The sequence below is a fragment of the Halodesulfovibrio spirochaetisodalis genome (genome assembly GCF_001672295.1).
Taxonomy (GTDB): Bacteria; Desulfobacterota; Desulfovibrionia; order Desulfovibrionales; family Desulfovibrionaceae; genus Halodesulfovibrio; species Halodesulfovibrio spirochaetisodalis.
In genome coordinates this window covers 15,355-37,020 of record NZ_JXMS01000009.1, presented here as the reverse complement: position 1 = coordinate 37,020, position 21,666 = coordinate 15,355, and the positions used below count along the sequence as shown (strand labels likewise).

At 47.7% G+C, this 21,666-nt stretch carries 14 protein-coding genes; 11 read left to right on the top strand and 3 right to left on the bottom strand.

Going from position 1 to position 21,666, the window contains the following annotated elements:
- Positions 1–416: 416 nt before the first annotated feature.
- Entirely contained in the window at positions 417–1,976 is a 1,560-nt protein-coding gene (locus tag SP90_RS06520) for a cobyric acid synthase (protein ID WP_066853799.1), read from the bottom strand.
- Between the two features lie 204 nt (positions 1,977–2,180).
- Here SP90_RS06520 and SP90_RS06515 point away from each other — a divergent pair, with 204 nt between their 5' ends.
- The 7 genes from SP90_RS06515 (at position 2,181) to mnmA (ending at position 13,423) form a co-directional block, all read left to right on the top strand.
- A complete protein-coding gene (locus tag SP90_RS06515) occupies positions 2,181–4,331 on the top strand; it encodes an AsmA family protein (protein WP_066853797.1) in 2,151 nt (716 codons plus the stop codon).
- A 439-nt stretch (positions 4,332–4,770) separates the two neighbouring features.
- Positions 4,771–5,328: a nucleotide exchange factor GrpE gene (locus tag SP90_RS06510; protein ID WP_066853795.1), complete on the top strand. Its 558-nt coding sequence runs from the start codon at positions 4,771–4,773 to the stop codon at positions 5,326–5,328.
- A gap of 556 nt (positions 5,329–5,884) precedes the next feature.
- The gene (dnaK, locus tag SP90_RS06505) at positions 5,885–7,819 is read left to right on the top strand and encodes a molecular chaperone DnaK (RefSeq protein ID WP_066853793.1); all 1,935 of its coding nucleotides are present in this window, start codon (positions 5,885–5,887) and stop codon (positions 7,817–7,819) included.
- A gap of 132 nt (positions 7,820–7,951) precedes the next feature.
- On the top strand, positions 7,952–10,159 hold the full coding sequence (locus SP90_RS06500; RefSeq protein WP_066853791.1) for a type 1 periplasmic-binding domain-containing protein: 2,208 nt from the start codon (positions 7,952–7,954) through the stop codon (positions 10,157–10,159).
- A 15-nt stretch (positions 10,160–10,174) separates the two neighbouring features.
- Positions 10,175–10,459, top strand: a complete 285-nt coding sequence (gene gatC, locus SP90_RS06495) for an Asp-tRNA(Asn)/Glu-tRNA(Gln) amidotransferase subunit GatC (RefSeq protein WP_066853789.1) — start codon at positions 10,175–10,177, stop codon at positions 10,457–10,459.
- 18 nt (positions 10,460–10,477) lie between these two features.
- A complete protein-coding gene (gene gatA / locus SP90_RS06490; protein WP_066853787.1) occupies positions 10,478–11,941 on the top strand; it encodes an Asp-tRNA(Asn)/Glu-tRNA(Gln) amidotransferase subunit GatA in 1,464 nt (487 codons plus the stop codon).
- Between the two features lie 447 nt (positions 11,942–12,388).
- Positions 12,389–13,423 (top strand): tRNA 2-thiouridine(34) synthase MnmA, encoded by a 1,035-nt coding sequence (mnmA, locus tag SP90_RS06485; RefSeq protein ID WP_066853785.1) that lies wholly within the window; start codon positions 12,389–12,391, stop codon positions 13,421–13,423.
- 277 nt (positions 13,424–13,700) lie between these two features.
- On the opposite strand, the gene SP90_RS06480 is transcribed toward mnmA, so the two are convergent.
- Both SP90_RS06480 and uvrC read right to left on the bottom strand, forming a co-directional pair.
- Positions 13,701–13,988, bottom strand: coding sequence for a phage regulatory CII family protein (locus SP90_RS06480; protein WP_066853784.1), 288 nt, complete (start codon positions 13,986–13,988; stop codon positions 13,701–13,703).
- 526 nt (positions 13,989–14,514) lie between these two features.
- Positions 14,515–16,365, bottom strand: a complete 1,851-nt coding sequence (gene uvrC, locus SP90_RS06475; RefSeq protein WP_066853782.1) for an excinuclease ABC subunit UvrC — start codon at positions 16,363–16,365, stop codon at positions 14,515–14,517.
- A gap of 143 nt (positions 16,366–16,508) precedes the next feature.
- On the opposite strand from uvrC, the gene SP90_RS06470 reads away from it, so the two are divergent.
- From SP90_RS06470 to SP90_RS06455, 4 genes are all read left to right on the top strand, one after another.
- On the top strand, positions 16,509–17,930 hold the full coding sequence (locus SP90_RS06470) for an outer membrane homotrimeric porin (RefSeq protein ID WP_157471207.1): 1,422 nt from the start codon (positions 16,509–16,511) through the stop codon (positions 17,928–17,930).
- Between the two features lie 117 nt (positions 17,931–18,047).
- Positions 18,048–19,355, top strand: coding sequence for a histidinol dehydrogenase (gene hisD / locus SP90_RS06465; RefSeq protein ID WP_066853778.1), 1,308 nt, complete (start codon positions 18,048–18,050; stop codon positions 19,353–19,355).
- A 20-nt stretch (positions 19,356–19,375) separates the two neighbouring features.
- Complete coding sequence (locus SP90_RS06460) at positions 19,376–20,272, top strand: phosphoribosylaminoimidazolesuccinocarboxamide synthase (protein WP_066853776.1); 897 nt, start codon at positions 19,376–19,378, stop codon at positions 20,270–20,272.
- A gap of 65 nt (positions 20,273–20,337) precedes the next feature.
- Complete coding sequence (locus SP90_RS06455; RefSeq protein WP_066853774.1) at positions 20,338–21,111, top strand: enoyl-ACP reductase FabI; 774 nt, start codon at positions 20,338–20,340, stop codon at positions 21,109–21,111.
- The last annotated feature ends 555 nt before the right edge of the window (positions 21,112–21,666 follow it).

Below are 21,666 nucleotides of genomic sequence, written 5' to 3'. Positions count from 1 at the left end.
ACGGGCAAGGGCTCTGCCCCCTGCACCCCCGCAAGGGGACACTGTCCCCTTGACCCCATGTATGCGCGAAGCTGTCCGTTATCTACAATGTTGGAAGCCGCGTAGGAGACTACCTTTCTGTAACAAAAAAAGGCTGCCCTTCATCTGAAGGACAGCCTAACGCTGCTATAATATTAGTACAACCTCTATCAAATAAAGGTGTTACCACCAGCTTTTTTCTTTCGCTATAGAAAGGTAACGTGTTCGCGGCTTCCAGCTCCATAAATAACAAACGGGGACGCGTATAATCGGGTCAAGGGGCAAGCCCCTTGCGGGTGCAGGGCAGAGCCCTTGCCCGTCGGAGACCCGCCGGAGGCATCTCCACGAATAAGCACATCAGAGAAAAATTATTTTCAAACTGAACCGCTGCCAGCTCCTTATAATCCAAGCACTGAATAGACTTGTTGCATATCCAGCGCATCGCGTACTGTGTCTGCAAGTCTGTCCAGAGCAGGATCTATGGAGAACGATGCTTGAACACCATCTAACGGCATAAGTCCCTTGCGGGAGCGCAAATCATTGATGAATGCCCTACGGAACACATCATCATCAAACACTCCATGCAGGTATGTTCCCCACACAGTCTGGAAAGAATGATCACAGGCAGTGCCGTATCCGATAACGCTTCCGTCTTCTCTGGTAACTGCCTGCTGTAACGCATTAGCGGAACCAGCTATCTCGGTCACGCCATGATGAATCTCATAGCCGGTTACAGTGGCTCCGGAAGGTACATGCATTCCTGTTACTCGGGTCAGCACCTTGTCTTCGCCCATTACTGTGCGTAGCGGAAGCAAGCCCAGTCCCTGCTGGGTTGCATGCAACTGTGCATGCGAATCAGAAGAAGCCTGCGCTACATATTCAATGGAAGAAGGGTCAGAAACTGTTTTTCCGAGCATCTGAAAACCGCCGCAGATACCAACGACTACGCCGCCAGCTTCCACAAACTGTGTGATGGCAGCACTCAATCCACTTTCGTGCAGCCAGTGCAAGTCACCGGGAGTATTCTTTGAGCCGGGGATAATAATGCAATCCGGTCTGCCTAAATTTTCTACAGAATTCACCACACGCAGCACTGCATCCGGTTCAATGCCAAAGGCATCCACATCCGTAAAATTTGCAATATGCGGCAGATCGACAAGCACTATATCCAGCGCATCATCTCGAACCGGCATTTGTCGTCCGATGGATTCCTTGAATGTCACGGAATCTTCTTCAGGCAATCCAAGCTGCATGACATACGGCACAACACCAAGAAACGGCTTTCCTGTGCGGCCTGTTGTATACTCCAATGCAGGGTCGAGGAGACTTTCATCACCTCGGAAACGATTCAGGATAAACCCTGCCACCAAATCTTTTTCCCATGAATCGAGTAGTTCCATTGTCCCGACAAGGGAGGCGAACACGCCACCGCGGTCAATATCCCCGACAAGGAGTACTTTTGACTGTGCATACCGCGCCATCTGCATGTTCACGATATCGTGTGCTTTCAGATTGATTTCAGCGGGGCTTCCCGCACCCTCCAGCACCAGCACATCATGTTCTGCTGCTAAAGAGTCATAGGCTGTCTGCACATGTGCAAACGCGGTAGGTTTGTATTGTACGTATTCCTTCACCCGCATATTCGCCACAGGCTTGCCCAGCACAATCACCTGCGAGCCGGTATCAGAAGACGGTTTCAACAGCACCGGATTCATACGCACGTCAGGCTCCAGACGGCATGCCGCAGCCTGCACTGCCTGAGCACGTCCTATTTCTTTGCCATCTGGGGTAACAAACGAATTGAGTGCCATATTCTGGGCTTTAAAAGGAGCAACGGACAGACCATCCTGCAACAGAATACGGCAAAGCGCCGCGGTAAGAACACTTTTGCCTGCGTTGGAGCAGGTTCCCTGAAGCATAATGGATGGAGTAGCGGATTCGGTGACTGTGTAATTCATGGAGAAGTTTGTACCTATTTTTTGCTGCGGCTTCCACCTTGAAAAAAGCACTTAATACTCAAGTGGTTGCACAAATTTGACAGGCACCTAGAATACATATCATATACTAGCATCATTACGCCTATATGAATATCATTGTAATATATTTGAAATATTAACAAATACTACCCTTTGCTATCTTCTCCTACAACAAGAGAGTCAACTATGAATTCGATAGCTAAAATTGTTCTGGCGGTCGCAGGAGCACTCGTAGCCTTACTGGTTATCGCAGCTGTTTCCCTTACCACACTCGTCGACCCTAACGACTATAAGCAAGAAATCACATCCGCAGTATATGAAGCCACCGGAAGAGATATTTCCTTCAAGGGAGACATTTCTCTCACCTTCTTCCCGTGGTTCGGCATCAGTCTTGGCGAAGTCAGCATGACAAACCCGGAAGGGTTTCCGACAGAACCCTTTGCGTCTGTGGCACAAGCAAAAGCAAGCGTGAAGGTACTGCCTCTGTTTTATCGCAAGCTTGAATTTTCCGACGTTATCCTAAAAGGAGTAACCCTCAACCTTATTGAAAACAAAGCAGGAAAGAACAACTGGACATTCAAGCCACCAAAAGAGGCTGAGCATAAGCCAAAACGTCGCGGCTCCATTATCGAATCTCCAGAGCCTAAAGCCACACAGACTGAATCTATTGCATTGGCAGCCTTGCTTGTTGAATCACTTTCCATCAGTGACACAAACATTACGTATGAAAACCTGCGCGAAGGGAAAAAATATTCCGTAGCAGACCTTACACTTAATACCTCTGCATTCCGCGCAGGAAAGCCATTTTCATTAAATGTAAGCGGACTGGCTACATCGCAAAAGCCTGCAGTGGAATCCCCGTTCCAGATTACCATCGAAGCCACACCGTCCGAAGACCTGCAAGTTATCGATGTTACCAATCTCCATGTAGTTCTGGAGCCGAAGGGTGAAGAAATCCCCGGGAAACAGGCCAGCATTCACCTGCGCTCTGCTCTGACAGCGCACCTCAATGACCGCTTCGTTGTTGTGCATGGCAGCGAGCTTGCAACATACAACACAACGCTGAATCTCACAGGTGAAGTTGCCTACGCATCCGAGCTGGATGTAAAAGGGAACATGAAGCTACGCACCGACTACCGCGAAGTCGCCAAAGCGCTGGGCTTTTCCGCACCACAGCCTGAGAATGACAACTCTGAGTTACAGCTTTCCATGCAACTCAAGCTCGTTCCTGACACAATTGCCCTTAGTGATATCCAAGGCAGCCTCAGTGGACACCCTCTTGATGGTGACTTCCTCTACAACTTTGGGAACACACCGCAACTGCGCCTGCGCCTTGCAGCCGAACACATAAACCTTGATCCATACCTTGCCCTTGCAGAACTGGTGACCAAGAACGACAAGCAAACAGGCAAGAAAAAGCCATCCAAAAAGAAAAAACAAAAGCAGCCTGCATCTTCCCCTATTAAGGGGCGAACCACAAATGTTGAACGTAATGCAGAGCAGAACCTTGCTAAAGCGTTTGCGCCGGAGACACTGTCCAAGCTGAACGCAACGGTTGATATTGCCATCAAAAAAATGATCGTGAAAAATATTCCGATTACAGACATTAAAATGGTCGGCGAAGGAAAAAGTGGCGTTGTGACTGTTTCTCCTCTGCGCTTCCGTGTCTTTGAAGGTGATGTAAACAGCACCCTTAAAACAGACTTGCGTGGTACACTTCCGATTTCATCTTTGAAGCTCACCACCGATAAGATGAATCTGGCAAACATCACCACCACACTTACCGGAACCGAATATGCAACAGGCACACTGTTTATTGACGGCTCCTTTTCTGCCTATGGTATGTCCAAAGAGACGGTAAGCAGAACCCTTAATGGTAAAGCCACATTCAATGCGACCAAAGGAACCTTACAGGGACTTAACCTCCTGCCAAAAGGTTCACTTGAGCTCTTTACAGGTGGTGCACGCAAAACAATTGAAAGCTCCCTTACAGCACAGCCGTATGATGTTATCCGTGGAACCCTGCTCGCGAAAAACGGCAGAATCTCCAACAACGATTTCATCATGCAGGCAGCAGAAATGAATGCCAAAGGCAGCGGCTTTGCCAACCTTGCGTCAGACTCTGTTCACTACAAAGCTGAATTCAAGTTCGACAATGTTCCGCCAATCCCTGTTGTTGTCAGCGGCAAGCTTTCCAAGCCAAAGTACGCTGTGGATATGAAGCGCTTTCTTGGCTCCTCTATAGAAGACGTCACGAAATCACTGCTTGGTAAAGACAGTGAAGAAAAGAACCCGCTCAAACGGCTTGAAAAAGGAATCCGTGACCTCTTCAAGTAAATAAGCCTGCTGGAAAAAATTCTATCCGCAATTTCCATTCAGTACACAAAAGTCAGGGTATCCCGTATTGCGGGGTACCCTTTTTTATTTTTACACACATCCAGAGTATCACTGCCTAGTATGTTGCCTCTTACAACCTGAAAATATTAGTCATTATTCAAAACTAAAGAACCACTACTTTTTCAGCATGTTACCACAACGGCACCCTTACAATTCTCCCCCTGCATCTTGACAGGTGGGTACCGCGTTGTTACCCGTCTGTACACGATGTGTCAGGAGTTGTAACAACATGCAGGTTGTACAATTTTCAATGGAAACACATACAGTCGTACAGAACCCTGAATAACGGATATTCAGAAAAAATATATTTGCACTAAACATTCGCTGCTGCTTTTACTTAATAGGATAAAGCAGCATAAGGATATAAGGAGCTAGCAGAATGGGTGAAGACACAGTAAAGCCAGAAGAAACTGCAGAAGCTGCAGAACAGGAACAGACCACTGAGATTGTACTTTCTGATGAAGAAGTACAGAAACTCGCAAAAGAACGTGTTTGTCCTGACTGCAACACCATGCAGGATGCAGAAGAAGTTCGCATCCGCTGTCTTGCGGAGATGGAAAACTTCAAAAAACGCCTGCAGCGTGAACGCGAAGAGCAGTTCAAATACGCAACAGAATCTGTTCTGGGTGATCTGCTCCCTACTCTCGACAACCTCCAGCTCGCAATCGATTACGGCCGCAACCTCGAAGGTTGTGAGAACATGCTCATCGGTGTCGAAATGACACAGAAGCTCCTTATCGAAGCTATCGAGCGCCACGGCCTTTGCCAGCTTGGTGAAAAGCATGACGAGTTCAACCCTGAAGTACACGAAGCTGTAGGTCAGGAAAACTGTGACGAAGTGCCTGAAGGGCATGTTAAGCACGTAATGCAGCGCGGCTACAAGCTTAAGGACCGCCTGATTCGACCTGCCAAAGTTATTGTTTCCGGCGGCAAGTAATTGAACCGCACATCATCCATTTGCACGGGTGATGATATCGTAATGATAACATTCTGCAGGCTGCAATTGTCTGCAACGCTCAAGAGTGCGGGAGTACCCATTCCCAGCGCACAAGAATGCATTAAAAAAAGTCAGATGCACGGCATAGATATAGCTATGCAGGCATCTGGCTTTTTTATGTGACAGCACAGCAAACAACATCGTGTTTTGTAACGTTGATTGCTCATTTGCTTTGAGAGCCATTTTTTATAAGGGCAAAACATGCTATAACCAGACTGTTCAGCCCCGACACCGCAATGGTTAGGGAACTTTTTCAGTTTTTTTTACCAAAAGTGCACATACGCAGAACGTACTGATTACAAAGAGTTTTTTATCGTATTACGCCACTAAAAATGAGCACTTACACCACAATGAAACAAAAAAAATAACAAGTGCCCCTTGCCCGTAAAAAAAACGTGCTTAAATTTTGGAACATCAAAGACTAAAAGCCAGACCATTCTGGTTCTTTATAATTTAAGATAATATCGTGAGAGTTTTCTCATGAGGAGGTTTAAACATGGGTAAAATTATTGGTATCGACCTTGGCACAACTAACTCTTGTGTCTACATCATGGAAGGTAAAGACCCTAAGTGCGTAACCAACCCTGAAGGTGGCCGCACAACTCCTTCTATCGTAGGTTTCACCGATAAAGAACGTCTCGTTGGCGACATTGCTAAACGTCAGGCTGTAACCAACCCGGAACGCACTATCTTCGCAGTTAAACGCCTTGTTGGGCGTCAGTTTAACTCCCCTGAAGTACAGCGTTGGGCTGACCACTCTCCTTACAAAATCGTAGAGGGTAAAAACGGCGAAGCTTACGTTGAAGTAGAAGGCCGCAGCTACTCCCCTGCTGAAGTATCCGCTATGGTACTTGGCAAACTTAAATCTGATGCTGAAGCATACCTCGGCGAAGAAGTAACAGAAGCAGTTATTACTGTTCCTGCATACTTCAACGACTCCCAGCGTCAGGCTACTAAAGACGCAGGTAAAATTGCCGGTCTTGAAGTAAAACGTATCATCAACGAGCCAACTGCAGCTTCCCTTGCATACGGTCTCGATAAAAAAGCAAACGAAAAAATCGCTGTATTCGACCTCGGTGGCGGTACTTTCGATATCTCTATCCTCGAAGTTGGCGACAACGTAGTTGAAGTTCTTGCAACCAACGGTGACACATTCCTCGGTGGTGAAGACTTTGACCTCGCTATCATCAACTACCTTGTTGAAGAATTTAAAAGCGAAAACGGCGGCATTGACCTTTCCGGTGACCGCATGGCTCTCCAGCGTCTCAAAGAAGCTGCAGAGAAAGCAAAGAAAGACCTTTCCACATCCATGGAATCTGAAATCAACCTGCCGTTCATCACAGCAGACCAGACTGGTCCTAAGCACCTTATGCTTAAGCTTTCCCGTGCTAAACTTGAAAGCCTCGTTGGCGATCTCGTAAAACGCACTGAAGGCCCTTGCCAGAAAGCTCTTTCTGACGCAGGTCTCAAGCCGGGCGACATTGACGAAGTTATCCTCGTTGGTGGTATGACCCGTATGCCTCTCGTACAGAAAGTTGTATCTGACTTCTTCGGTAAAGAGCCTAACCGCTCCGTGAACCCGGACGAAGTTGTATCCATGGGTGCAGCAATTCAGGGTGGTATCCTTGCAGGTGACGTTAAGGACGTTCTTCTCCTCGACGTTTCCCCGCTTTCCCTTGGTATTGAAACCCTTGGCGGCGTGGCAACTAAGCTCATCGAGCGTAACACCACTATCCCGACCAAGAAGTCTCAGACATTTACCACCGCTGCTGACAACCAGCCTTCAGTATCTATCCACGTACTGCAGGGTGAGCGTCCAATGGCAAGCGATAACATGACTCTCGGCCGTTTCGAACTGACAGGTATTCCTGCAGCTCCACGCGGTGTTCCACAGATCGAAGTTACCTTCGACATCGATGCTAACGGTATCGTAAGCGTATCCGCTAAAGACCTTGGCACCGGTAAAGAACAGTCTATCCGCATCACCGCTTCTTCCGGTCTCTCTGACGATGAAATCGACAAGCTCGTTAAAGAAGCTGAAGCACATGCTGATGAAGATAAGAAAAAGCAGGAAGCTATCGAAGTTCGTAACCAGGCAGATACACTTATCTACACCACTGAGAAATCAATCGGTGAGCTTGGTGATAAACTTGATGCTGGCCTGAAAACTGAACTTGAAACTAAAACCGAAGCACTTAAAAAACTTCTCGAAGCTGAAGAAATCGACGTTGAAGCTGTAAAAGCAGCTAGCGAAGAGCTTTCTCAGGCTTCCCACAAGCTCGCTGAACAGCTTTACGCTCAGCAGGCACAGGGTGCAGAGGGTGGCTGTGCAGGCGGCGACTGCGGCGCTGGTGCAAGCGCTGGAGCAGGCGCACAGCAGCAGAAAGACGACGAAGACGTTGTTGACGCTGACTACACAGAAGTAAAATAAACATAGATTTTCCGGCATTGGGTAATAACACCGCTTACCCGCATCATGCTCTTGCAATTGCCGGTTGATATGATTACCTTGGCCTGATTCGCGCTTATGCGGATCAGGCCATTTTTTATACGGTATTATGCTATGAAATATACATCTTATTTATCAATTCGCGGTGTAACTTTTACACTCCTGGTTATGGCACTTACTGTGGCTTCTCTTACTGGTTGTGGGAAAAAAGTCATCGTAACTCCGCAAGCATCTTCTTCCAGAGGCGCCGAGCAGACTCTTAGTTACAAAGCCCGTGCTGCCTACGACAGCGGTGATTACACAGCAGCCAGCACTCTTTACGACAGAATTCTGCAACAGCCGAACCTGTCTAAAGCTGAAAAACGCAGCGCATGGCGCTATTTTGCGCTTAGCACAATTAAAAGTGGACGAGCCTTCCTTGGTTTGCAGGCTCTGGATAAATGGGAGTCCACCCAGCCGGGTGCCATCAGTACTCCCGAATGGCAGGACGCATGGGTTCTTGCCATTAAACAGCTGCCTCCATCAAAAGCTCTTTCCATTTTGGAGGCAACATACTCCAAAAAAACAAACCCGTGGGGATTACGTGCAAATGCTGCCCTTCTCCTTGCAGGTGTAGAATGGAAAAAAGGCAACACAGGTGCTGCCCTTACTTCATTGGAAGATCTGTATTCAAGAGCCCCGAACACCAAGTACAAAGCTGCCTTGGAACGTCGTCTGTTTACAGAACTCAATAGCATTGATGAACAGCTGCTCGCTACAATTTCCGGATACCTGACACCGGAGAACGAAGTCACTTATCCTTACTCAATTGTCCTGCTCGAAAAGGCACGTCGTGCCGCAGGAGACGAACAAAACTGGCCATCCGCATGGGCAGCAATTGAGCGCCTTCGTTCCCTTGGCAAACTGGCAGACCCGACTCTTATCGATGCCGTGCTGGCACCGCTGCAAAAAGAATTCGGCGAACCTACTCAAGGTATTGCTCTGGCATTACCGCTCACAGGCCCGTACGGTTCCATCGGTTGGAAGATTGTGCGCGGGGCAGGTATTGCCCACTGGCAGCTGACAAACAACGGCTACAATTTCGCTCTTAAAGTAATCAATACAGAATCTGCAACATGGCAGGAAGAACTCGCAGCACTGCCTGCAGGGTTCACCATTGTCGGTGGCCCGTTACGTAAGGACGTTTTCCGTAAAATTTACGACCGCGACCTTACAGAAAAACATGCATTCTTCACCTTCCTTTCTTCACTTCCGGTTGGAACAGAAGGTAAAGACGCATGGAGATTCTTCTCCAGTCCTAAAGACCAGATTCAAACCTTGCTGAACTTTGCCCAGTTCGATCTGGGTATTAACAACTTTGCAGCCCTGTACCCGAATGAAAATTACGGGCAGCACATGGCGCAGTTGTTCGTGGAAAAAGCTGAAAGCCAGTCAGACTACCCTGTGCTGACTGCAAGCTACACACCGAACAACCCGCAAGGTTGGTCAAAAGATGTCAAAAATCTCCTCGCGCAAAGCGATCAGGAGAATAAAGAAATCCAAGCTATGAACGGAGAAATAGAAAACGCCTCCGCTCAAGCCCGACTCAATGAGCAGTATGAAGACATGCCTTACAATCCGGCATTTCAGGCTGTATTCCTTCCTGACAGCTGGAAGAACATGGAATCCATCATTCCGCATTTCTTCTTCCATCAGGAAGACCGTGCAGTATTCCTCGGCCCTACATTATGGGAACAGGGACTCTCTGCTGGCAAAAAGCTGGAATCACGCTACTACAAGTTAGCTGTATTCCCGGGTATCTGGAATCCGTTCACACCGACCAATGCTTCCAAGCAACTGGTACAGGCTATGGACGATGCAGGGCTCGGCAAGCCGGATGCATGGGTTGGACTTGGATACGACTTTATCCGCCTCGCAGCCGGTATGGGATCCATACCGTCAGATTGGGATGACGACACAGTCAACGCAGAACTTGCCTCCGCACAGCACATGGATTGGAGTATTGCTCCTATCGCATGGGATGCAGACGGTAATGCTTCTGAAAACCTGTTCCTGTTCCGTCCTTCCAGAAACGGCTTTGTACCGGTAAATCCTGAAACATTTGGAAAACGTCTTGCTACCGTGCGCGCACGCCATGACGAACGTATCCAGATGATGAAGGACGAGGTAGACACCAAAAAAGCAGAAGAACTCGGTCTTACCATTGAAGAGTACCGCATGCAGCGTAACGAAGCTGCAAACGGTACTCAGAACGTAGAAACCGCAGATGCTGACAATTCCGGCCTGTTCTCTTTTGAAACTACGCCAGGCACTTCTCAATAACCGGAGACAACCTCGATGAGCATTACTCCTGAACGGGTAGCACAAATTGCCAAGCTGGCCCGACTCGAACTTGACGATGAAAAACAGCGCCTCTTTGCAGGCCAGTTTGAAGATATTCTCAAATACATGGATACACTGAACGGACTCGACACCGCAGGTACAGAACCTCTGTACAGCCCTGTTGAACAGCCGACTCCTTTGCGTGAAGACAAAGCGGAAAAACGCTTCGAGCGTGACGACATTGTTTCCAACGCACCGGAAACTGACGGCCAGTTCTTCATTGTTCCTAAGATTGTTTAACGGCGGAGTTTATTCCACATGTCATTTCTGTACGATAAATCCCTGAGTGAAATCCGCTCACTGCTGCTAGCTAAAGAGCTCACCGTTACCGAAGTAGTTGAAGCATGTCTTAAACGCATTGAAGAAACAGAACCTTCCGTACAGGCACTCATCTCTGTTCAGGCTGAAGAAGCTCTTGAACAGGCTCGTGCAATGGACGAAGCAGGTCCAAACGAAAGCAAACCTCTCTGGGGTATCCCGCTTACCGTTAAAGACCTTCTTTGTACCAAAGGCACTAAAACAACCTGCGGTTCCAAGATTCTTGAAAACTTCGAGCCGTTCTATGATGCTTTTGCAGTTGCAAAACTTAAAGAAGCCGGTGCAGTCATCATTGGTAAAGCAAACATGGACGAATTCGCCATGGGCTCTTCCACTGAAAACTCTGCATACAAAGCAACCAAAAACCCTTGGGATCTTAACAAAGTTCCGGGCGGTTCTTCCGGTGGCTCCGCAGCTTGCGTAACTGCATCTCAGGCATTCGGTTCCCTTGGTACCGATACCGGTGGTTCCATCCGCCAGCCAGCGAGCCTCTGCGGCTGCGTAGGCCTCAAGCCTACATATGGCCTTGTTTCCCGTCGCGGCATGGTTGCGTACGGTTCTTCTCTGGATCAGATCGGGCCTATGACCCGCTCCGTAGAAGACAACGCACGCCTGCTTCAGGTTATCGCAGGGCACGATGAAAAAGATTCTACCAGCGTAGACGCTCCTGCAGCAGACTACCTTGCAGCACTGAACCGTACAGACCTTAAAGGTCTCAACGTCGGTTTGCCTAAGGAATTCTGGGCAGAAGGCCTCGACGGAGAAGTGGAATCAGCATGTCGCGCAGCAGTTGCAAAACTTGAAGAACTCGGTGCAGAACTTGTTGAAGTCGAGCTCCCGCATTCTTCATACGCAATCGCGACCTACTACATCATCGCCATGGCTGAAGCCAGTTCCAACCTCGCCCGATTTGACGGCGTGCGTTACGGCTACCGCAGCGATGAAGCAGAAAACCTGCTCGATATCTACGTAAAATCTCGTTCCAAAGGGTTCGGAGACGAAGTACAGCGCCGTATTATGCTTGGCACATACGTACTCTCCTCAGGCTACTACGATGCATACTACAAAAAAGCAGCACAGGTTCGACGCCTTATCCGCGAAGACTACCTGAAAGCGCTTGAACAGTGTGACGTACTCGTAGGCCCTGCATCTCCTGTAACCGCATGGAATGTTGGCGAGCTTACCAGCGATCCGCTGAAAATGTACCTTATGGATATCTACACAATCTCCCTCAACCTTGCAGGACTTCCGGGCTTGTCCCTGCCTGTAGGATTAGGAGCAGACAGCAACATGCCAGTAGGTCTTCAGCTTCTCGGTAAAGAGTTTGACGAAGCAACCCTCTACAGCGTTGCCTCTCTGCTCGAAGAAAAAACTGAACAGCTTGGTACTCCGGCAGGGCTGTAAGCAACCGCCTGAACCAGACCTGTAAGTATGATACAACTGAAGGGAAGTCTGCATGCAGACTTCCCTTTGTTTATGTAATAAGCTGAAATAGCTGATGCCTCCGGCGGGCAGGCTCCGCCTTGCATCCGCAAGGGGACACTGTCCCCTTGACCCCGATTAGGGGGGAAGGGTATTTTTTACTTATACGGTATTCACACTCTAGAAGTACTGTCGAAAGAATTAAACAAAACACCACCTCAGTTACAGAAAGGTAGCTCCTACGCGGCTTCCAGCGTTGTAGATAACGGACAGATTCGCGTATACTTAGGGTTAAGTGGACAATGTCCCCTTGCGGGGGTGCAGGGGGCAGAGCCCGCCTGCCCGTCGGAGACATAAATGCAGGAGCAAGCCACCTGCTCGTCAGAAACACATCAAAGGCAATCTAAAAAATAACGCTCAGGACTAACTATGACTATTGCTGTTGCAGTAAGCGGCGGAACAGATTCACTCTATGCGTTGCTCACCTTGAAGGAGCAAGGCCACAATATTTTTGCACTCCACGCACATTTTCTCGCCCCGAGTAAAGAACGGGAGGAGGCTATTGGTGCCATGTGCGCGGCACTGGATATTCCGTTCCATGCTGTGGATTTGCACGATGAATTTGAAGAATGCGTTGTTTCGCCGTTCATGAGCGAATACGTGCATGGGCGTACACCGAATCCGTGCGCATTATGTAATGCCACAATGAAATTCGGAGCCCTGCTTCGCGAGGCGGAAAAACTTGGGGCGGACACCATTGCAACCGGACACTATGCTGTTTTGGAAGACCACCCTGTTTACGGACGCACATTGTCTCGCGGGCATGATCCTAAAAAAGACCAGAGCTACTTCCTTTCACTTGTTCCCAAGAAGCAACTGGAGAAAGCTATTTTTCCTCTGGGGAAAATGAAGAAGGAAGATATTAAGGCAGAACTGGCTGAACGCGGTATCGCCCCTGCGTACCCGAGCGAAAGTCAGGAAATCTGTTTTGTTCCTGATGATGACTACCGTGCGTTTTTACTCAGTCGAGGGACAGAACTTGGTTCCGGTGGCAACATGGAACTTGCGGACGGCACAGTAGTGGGACAACACAACGGGTTGTGGCAATACACAGAGGGGCAACGCAAAGGACTTGGTATCGCGTGGAAAGAGCCTTTATATGTTATCCGCAAAGATATGGAAAAAAATGTCCTTGTTGTCGGACCTAAAGCTGAACTGCTTTCCACCGGCTGTGTTGTCAGCAACATGAATTATCTTGTTGCCAAAGACCATTGGGCACAAAAACTTCTGGTACGCACCCGTTATAGACAGCAGCCTATCCCTGTAACCATTACCGAACAGGACGACATACTGCTTGTAACCTATGACGACCCGCAATCACCGCCTGCAAGCGGACAGGTTTGCTGTGTCTACGACGAGTCGCTCACAGTTCTCGGCGGCGGAATCATCGAAAAATCAATCTAGTCGCGCAGCGCCTGACTCGGCAGAAACGAACCTAGTGTTTACTCTGCACAGTTGCTCCGCCCGACCAGTCATTTAATAGCTCCAGCGTCTTGCATGCAAACCGCATGTAAGACGCTGTTTTTTTTGTATGGAACGAGATGGTAAAAGAAATTACTGGCTCCAGAGTTATTCGCCAGCTTCGCACCATCTATGCCAAATAAAAAGAGACCTGTAAAAACAGGTCTCTTAAAAATCGACAGAGACTGTAAGTCTCAACGTACTAATGAGTAACTACTTGCTACGCAATTTCAGCAAGACTTGCAGTGTCACTTGGCTCTGTCATAAGTTTTGGATCTACAATTGCAAATCCCATTTCTTGAGCAATGTACTCTAATGGTTCAATGTTTCCAGTTTTCTTCATAATGTCCATCAATGTTTCAACACCCAACTTAGCTCCTGCATCATACGGGTTCACTTCGCGGAGCAAGGTAGAATACGGTTTACCGATTTCTTTCGCGAGTGCTTTAGCTGGAATTGGACTGTTTAACACCAGTTCATGAACAATTTTAGTCAACTCAGAACGCATCATTACTCTCCCTACACATTGCTACGAGGAGACACACCGGACTCTATCACACCCCAATACGCCATTATGGGACTTTATTGTGTAGATCACTAGTATGCTTCATATATCTCCACACTACGCCTAATGTAGAAGATATCCCCCTCATGTTTTTCGTTAAAGCAACACCCTATACAAACTCCCAAATATATATCTATATTTCCCAGATACACCAATAAAATACTTACGTCTACGACCTTGATGTAATTTTCTGAAAAAGTAGTGTTTTTTTTCACATTGTAAGTACACGCTAACATAACGCCATTTCGCGACGTACTCAACCACTTTTCTAACTATCCTTCGTTATTCTGCTTTCAATCAATATTTATTAGTCTATTAACTGCTGCAAACTTAACGATTCTAGTTGTAGTCACTTTTTGTATATTTATGCAACAAATTTAAATATTTTTATGGTATAGCTACACCAAAGCAGTGATAAGCAAGAGTGGCACATACTATTGTGTGAGTACAACCTCACAACCTCATTCTGTTACCCACGAAAAACTGACAACCCCTTATAAATGGCTTCTGCCTTTTTTTTACCTACTCCGTCTATCTGCATTAAATCCTTAACAGATGCCTCGGCCATCTCTTTAACAGATGAATATTGTGCCCACAGCTTTTTCGCCATGGTTGGACCAATTCCTGAAATACGCTGAAGCTCACCAGATAATGCCCTGCCCGCACGAGCTTTACGGTGCCTTCCAATGGAATAGTCATGGCAAAGATCACGCATATGCTGCAACAACAGCAACTCCGGTGCTCCGGCTTTTAACTGGAGCGGATTTGAACGCCCCGGAAGGAAAATCCGGTCTTCAATATTCCCTTTGCGCCTGTCTGCCCTACCGGTCTCATCTTTTCTTGCTTTGGCAATGGATATTACGGTGAACAACCCACTCTTCCCGTGTGCTTCCAAAACGCTTGTCACAGCATTCAATTGCCCGCGGCCACCATCAATCAGTAATAAATCTGGCCACGGCGGACCGGAATTCAACCGGCGCTCCATCCATAATGCGAGGACACCGTAATCATCCCCGCCGCCTTCTTCGTCTGTAAAGGCGTAGGTTCTGTACTGATCTTTTGCAGGCTGCTCCCCTTCAAACACGACCATACCAACTCTCGTATCCTTACCAGACGTGTGTGAAACATCCACAATCTCAGTGCGATATGCCTCTACTGACATACCAAGACGTTTTTGGAGAATGGCAAGCGGGCTGACAATCCGTTTATTTTTAGAATCATCAATCGCGTTGGCTGTCGCCATGGTGACCAGTTTGCTTTCAGTATCATTTCGAGGCGGAGCAACACGCACCTGCATGCCTCTGAGCTCTGTTAATGCTTCTGCATGAGCCGCAAGCGGCTCAGCTTCAGTTTCATCACCCAGCACATCGTTGCCCCACGGAACAACCACACGCGAAGGAACAAAGCTGTTCGCATTGTAGTACTGAGAAAGGAAGGTCAGCAGCAATTCAGGGGCTTCTTCGAGATCAAGCCCTGCCCAGAAGTAGTACTTCTTGTCGATAAGAATGCCACCGCGGATAAACAGAATGCCGAGCGCCAGCCCTGCGTCAGTTTCGCCCAGTCCGATCACATCCATATCATGTGCTGTTGGAATAACGGCAGCTTGCGCTTCTACTGTCACTTCTACGGCTTTAATCTGATCCCGCAATTGCGCTGCTGTTTCAAACTCCATAGCTTCTGAAGCCGCGTACATTTTCGCAGTCAGCACTTCCACTAGTTCATTGGATTTACCCGAAAGAAGCAATTCCACGCGCTGTACCTGTTCTGAGTATTCTTCATGAGAAATCTCAAGACAACATGGTGCCATGCACTGGCCCATATGATGATACAAACAAGGTCGAACCCTGTTGGAAAAAGCCCTGTCTGAACACCTGCGAAGCTTGAATACCTTGTGGACTGCCTTGAGCGTCTGCCAAGCAGAATGGGAAGAGGTAAAGGGTCCAAAATACTTTGAACCATCCTTAAGAACTTTTCGGGTAAGCGTAAGGCGAGGCCAGCGATGCTTTTTATTCAATTTGAAAAGAACATACTGCTTATCATCCCGCAGCAGAATATTATACCGCGGTTTGTGCTTCTTGATGAGACTTGCTTCAAGAAGCAACGCTTCCTTTTCAGTTGTAGTGATCAGCGTTGTAATGGACTGAGCCTGCCGGAGCATTGCCCGTGTCTTAGGTGTCTGTGTCTCCGGCGGACGAAAATACGACGCCACACGTTTGCGGAGATGTTTGGCTTTCCCCACATAGACCACACGCCCGTGTACATCTTTATATAGATAGACTCCCGGAGAAACGGGAATCGTTTTCAAATCAATCGGTTCCATACGTATCCATATACCATTTTTCTACAATCTCTCATACCGCTGCAATCTGGTCGAAAAAATACACAGTCTAAAATATCATCCCCATCTATACCCACACTTCATAGCGTAAAAATACACTTTACTATCAGAGGTTTAAATAGAGAATGAGAGAGACGTACTATGCACTGACAATGGCTTTTATTCTTGCTTTTCTTAGTTTCTCTATTCCATGTGCAGCCTTCGAAGTTCGCCCTTCCGGCACATTGCAAGTCTTTACTCAATGGTCAACCGGCTCTACTCTGGGGTTTGAATCACCCTACTCTGAACAAGAGGTTAATAATAACTTCCGCGGAGCTCAGTACTTCCAGCTCCAGTTTGATGTAAACCCTGATGATGCAGTTTCTGCCACAGGACTCTTTGAAGTGGATACCTATTGGGGAGTCGATGATGGTGACGAGTACGGCTATGGTGAGTTTACCGGTGGGCAGATCGGCTCGCAGGGCGTTAACGTACAGACCTCACAACTCTTCGTACATGTCCAACCGGAAGACAGCGAATTTCGGGGAAGAGCCGGACTCATTTCTGTCCATATGCCCAACCAGATTGGCGGCTCGATCATTTTAGACGATACTGTCGCAGCTATTGCCTTGGCATATAAATTTACAGATGTTTTCAGCGGAAGCATCGTATGGGGCAGACCGTACGACAGGCCAAATGAAACTGTATCGAACCGTACAATGGATATATACTCTCTGGCTGTCAAATGCGCAGCTGGCTCCCAAATTTCAACCCCATATGTCTTATATTCTAATTTTGGAAAAAATGTTTCAGGTGACCCGCTTGGTTCTGCCTGGATTGATGGTAGTAACATAGGCATCTGGAACGGCTTTTCAGATTTTTCCGGTGACCCGTGGGCATTCTGGACAGGATTCTCCGGCAAATACCATCTCCCCTGCGACTTTGTATTCAAGAGTGATCTCATGTGGGGAACACTCTATGGTGGTAACGATCCTGCCAGCAGAGAAGGCGCTGTATTACTCGGCGAACTCGACTGGCGATTCCGCCATTACACGTTAGGTATTCTTGGTTGGTGGGGTAGCGGAGATAATGCAAACTCCTATGAAAATGGAGCAGGCAGAATGCCGTTTGTCTCCAACCAATGGGGACTTACCGATTTCGGTTACTATCGCACAGCAATTACTACAGAAAGCACCCTTATCCTGCAGGACGCCACAGGGCGCTGGACTCTGGGCTTGCTTGTAGATGATTTAAGCCTCATCAACTTTTTCACTTCATCCATAAAACTACTCTACATGCGCGGCACAAACAGCCCTTCCATAGTTAAAAACAATCGGTTTTCCACGGAACTGCTTCAAGGCGGGTACCGAAATAACTGGGGCACCTACCTCACCACAAAAGACTGGCTTATTGAACTCGATACAGAATCTACCCTGAAACTGGATGAACGCCTCAACCTGATTATCAGGCTGGGCTACATTCACATAGAAGTTGATCCGGAAGTATGGGGAACATCTGACACACGCGACGCGTATCGTGCTATATTTCTTTTAGATTATGAATTTTGACGAACATGTTAATTGTATCCAGTGTCTCAACATGATCGACTCGACTTTTCCGACGCCCTCTTATAAGGATGGTGCGTCGGATTTAGTTTTATGAACCTTATTTGATTAGGAGCCAGTATGCCCTGTCGTATGATCAGCTACCAGTCCAACGATGACTGGAAGGGAATCAGGGAACTTCTCGCTGGACGGGATAACCCTGACAATTCTGTTGAACCTGTGGTGCGTGAAATCCTGCATCATGTGCATACAGAAGGGGATAAGGCTCTTGTTCATTACACGCAAAAGTTTGACTGCCCTTCGTTTACTGAGGATATGGTGCGCGTTTCTGAAGCAACTCTGGCTAAAGCTGCTCAGGACATTCCTGCAGAAGACTTTGATATCATCAAAGAAGCTGCACACAATATCCGTACGTTCCACGAAAACCAGAAAGAGAAATCCTGGTTCACCACAAGCGAAGACGGAACCATTTTGGGACAGGTGGTGCGCCCTGTTGACCGTGCCGGGCTCTATGTACCGGGCGGACAAGGCGGTGACACCCCGCTTATCTCCAGTATGCTTATGAACGTTATCCCAGCACAGGTTGCCGGCGTAGAAAACATCTGCGTTGTCTCACCGCCACGTGCTGACGGCGTTCCCAATCAGTATATTCTCGCAGCCGCGCATCATCTTGGCATCACCGATGTGTTTGCCTGTGGCAGTGCATGGGCTATTGCCGCCCTTGCCTACGGCACAGAAACCATTCCTGCTGTAGATGTTATTGCCGGTCCGGGAAATATCTTTGTGACTACCGCTAAACGTATGTTTATCGGTACGGTCGGCATCGACATGGTCGCCGGTCCAAGCGAGATTCTTATCCTTGCAGACAAAACCGGAAACCCTGTGCAAATTGCCGCAGACATGCTCTCACAAGCAGAGCACGATCCGCTTGCGTCAGCCATTCTTGTGACAGACGACGAGCAGCTCGCAAGCGCTGTTCGCGAAGAGCTTGGCACGCAGACCGCACTGCTCCCGCGCAATGAAATTGCCGCAACCGCCCTGAAAGACTGGAGTGCTATTGTTGTTACTCCAGACATGGCAACTGCTGTGGAGCTTTCCAACAATGTTGCACCTGAGCATCTGGAAGTTATTGTTGAAGATCCTTGGGCGTTGTTACCGACAATCCGCAACGCTGGTGCCATTTTTATGGGCGCCAACTCTCCGGAACCTGTCGGTGATTACTTTGCAGGCCCTAACCACGTGCTGCCGACAAACGGAACTGCACGTTTTTCATCGGCTCTGTCCGTTGAAACCTTCACAAAAAAATCCAGCATTATTGCTGCGTCGGCTTCCTTTACGCAAAAGAATGCGCCAAAAATTGCGCGTCTTGCACGTCTTGAAGGACTAGAAGCACACGCCCGTTCCGCAGAAACCCGCTTAAAAAATTAACCCCTTGCAGGAGTTCTCACATGAAAGTCGTTACGCAGACAACAATTACTGATTACCCGCTTCTTTCCCGCGGTAAAGTTCGCGATATCTACGAAATTGACGATTCCAGTCTACTTATTGTTACAACCGACCGCATGTCAGCATTCGATGTAATTATGGCAGAACCGATTCCATACAAAGGTGTTATCCTTAACCAGATCACCTTGTTCTGGATGAAAAAGTTTGAGCACATCATTGCCAACCACCTCATCGCATCTGACGTAAAAGATTTTCCAGAGCCGCTGCACAAGTATGCAGATGAATTAGAAGGTCGCTCTGTGCTTGTTAAAAAAGCAAAGCCGCTTCCTATCGAATGCATTGTGCGTGGTCACATTTCAGGTTCCGGCTGGAAAGATTACCAGAAAACCGGTTCCGTATGCGGTTACGAACTGCCGGAAGGTATGGTTGAGTCTGAAAAATTCCCGACTCCGCTCTTTACTCCTTCCACTAAAGCAGAACTCGGTGACCATGACGAAAACATTTCTGTTGAACGTGCTACAGAAATGATTGGCAAAGAACTTGCCGAAAAAGTAGCAGATGTAAGTTTGCGCATTTTCTCTGAAGGTCGTGATTTCGCAGAAGATAAAGGTATCATCATCGCTGATACCAAGTTTGAATTCGGTATGGTTGACGGTGAACTGACTCTTATTGATGAAGTTCTCACACCGGACTCTTCCCGCTTCTGGCCTAAGTCCAGCTACACACCGGGTAAAGGACAGCCTAGCTTTGACAAGCAATACCTGCGTGACTGGCTCAGCACACAGGACTGGGATAAAACTCCTCCTGCACCTGCATTACCTGAAGAAGTTGTTGCCGAAACTGGCAAAAAGTACGCTGAGGCCTACACTATACTTACAGGGCAAACACTGCTATTCTAATGAGTGCAACCACAATAATACCGTAGAAGTCTGCTTACATGCAGACAAACTGAAATGGAGTTCCTATGCTTCTTGAAGGGAAACGAGCCCTGATTCTGGGTGTTGCCAACAATAAAAGTATTGCATACGGCATTGCCAAAGAATTCAAAGAACAAGGCGCACAACTTGCGTTCAACTTCCTCGGCGATGCGTTAAAAAAACGCGTTGAGCCTATCTGTGAAGAACTCGAGGGTGATTTTATCTTCCAGTGTGATGTCAGCAGTGATGAAGAAATTGCTGCCGCTGCAAAACTGGTTGAAGAAAAATGGGGTGGCGTGGATATTATTGTTCACTCCATCGGATTTGCTGACCGTAAAGACCTTCAGGGTCGTTTCATTGAAACTTCCCGTGACGGTTTCAAACTTGCCATGGACATTTCTGCTTACTCGCTGACAGCTGTCTGTGGTGCTTTTGAGCATCTGCTCACTGATAACGCATCAGTTATCACCCTCTCCTATTACGGCGCTGAAAAGGTTATTACTAACTACAACGTAATGGGTGTTGCCAAAGCAGCTCTTGAAGCCAGCGTACGTTACCTTGCCGTTGATCTCGGCGAGAAAAATGTCCGCATTAATGCCATCAGCGCAGGCCCGATTAAAACTCTTGCTGCATCCGGCATTTCCGGTTTCCGTAAAATTCTTAACTACATTGAAGAAAATGCTCCGCAACAGCGCAACGTTACCACACAGGATGTGGGACGTTCTGCACTGTACCTTGCCTCTGACCTTTCATCCGGCGTTACCGGTGAAGTCCTGCACGTTGACTGCGGATACCATGTGGTAGGCATTGGCGTTAAGTAGCGGAGAATCCGAAAGGAGGCTTGTATGCTTGAGTACCTCATACCCATTATAGGGTTAGTGATCATAGCACTCGTCTGCATCAAAGTTGTTCCTAAAGGCCATAAACCTTCGGGTTGAGGCATCAGCTTTGACGGACGGGGAGGCTCCTCGTCAGGATGCTCATGCGGTTCTGCTAAAAAGAAAAAGTACAACTGCAAATAGCTTGTAAAAGGGCGGCAATTAAGCCGCCCTTTTCATTTGCCATATGAAACTGCCTGTTATATTTTTGATCCTCAGGGAAAATATACACAGATTTTTCCGCACAACTGAACTCGCTATTGTAAAATTGACTGCACAATAATTCTTACGCATGGTTATTATCATCTATGCAGGTCTGGAGCTTTTTTAATGAAAGACTTTTCATCGTATCTCGCAGCAATTGTTGCTGTGTTTTTTATCGTGCGATTTATTCGAAACTGGGGAAACTGATTCCCGGATTCTGACCAGGGAGTTTCTCTGGACGATACTAAAAAAACAGATAAAGAATAAACCATGAGAGGGCTGCATATTCGCCGC

Bases quoted from the DNA above. Each gene is read 5' to 3' on its own strand.
- SP90_RS06470 (WP_157471207.1), top strand. From the start codon at position 16,509: ATGAGAGAGACGTACTATGCACTGACAATGGCTTTTATTCTTGCTTTT.
- SP90_RS06510 (WP_066853795.1), top strand. From the start codon at position 4,771: ATGGGTGAAGACACAGTAAAGCCAGAAGAAACTGCAGAAGCTGCAGAA.
- gatC (WP_066853789.1), top strand. From the start codon at position 10,175: ATGAGCATTACTCCTGAACGGGTAGCACAAATTGCCAAGCTGGCCCGA.
- SP90_RS06455 (WP_066853774.1), top strand. From the start codon at position 20,338: ATGCTTCTTGAAGGGAAACGAGCCCTGATTCTGGGTGTTGCCAACAAT.
- gatA (WP_066853787.1), top strand. From the start codon at position 10,478: ATGTCATTTCTGTACGATAAATCCCTGAGTGAAATCCGCTCACTGCTG.
- dnaK (WP_066853793.1), top strand. From the start codon at position 5,885: ATGGGTAAAATTATTGGTATCGACCTTGGCACAACTAACTCTTGTGTC.
- uvrC (WP_066853782.1), bottom strand. From the start codon at position 16,365: ATGGAACCGATTGATTTGAAAACGATTCCCGTTTCTCCGGGAGTCTAT.
- SP90_RS06515 (WP_066853797.1), top strand. From the start codon at position 2,181: ATGAATTCGATAGCTAAAATTGTTCTGGCGGTCGCAGGAGCACTCGTA.
- SP90_RS06520 (WP_066853799.1), bottom strand. From the start codon at position 1,976: ATGAATTACACAGTCACCGAATCCGCTACTCCATCCATTATGCTTCAG.
- mnmA (WP_066853785.1), top strand. From the start codon at position 12,389: ATGACTATTGCTGTTGCAGTAAGCGGCGGAACAGATTCACTCTATGCG.
- SP90_RS06460 (WP_066853776.1), top strand. From the start codon at position 19,376: ATGAAAGTCGTTACGCAGACAACAATTACTGATTACCCGCTTCTTTCC.
- hisD (WP_066853778.1), top strand. From the start codon at position 18,048: ATGCCCTGTCGTATGATCAGCTACCAGTCCAACGATGACTGGAAGGGA.
- SP90_RS06480 (WP_066853784.1), bottom strand. From the start codon at position 13,988: ATGCGTTCTGAGTTGACTAAAATTGTTCATGAACTGGTGTTAAACAGT.
- SP90_RS06500 (WP_066853791.1), top strand. From the start codon at position 7,952: ATGAAATATACATCTTATTTATCAATTCGCGGTGTAACTTTTACACTC.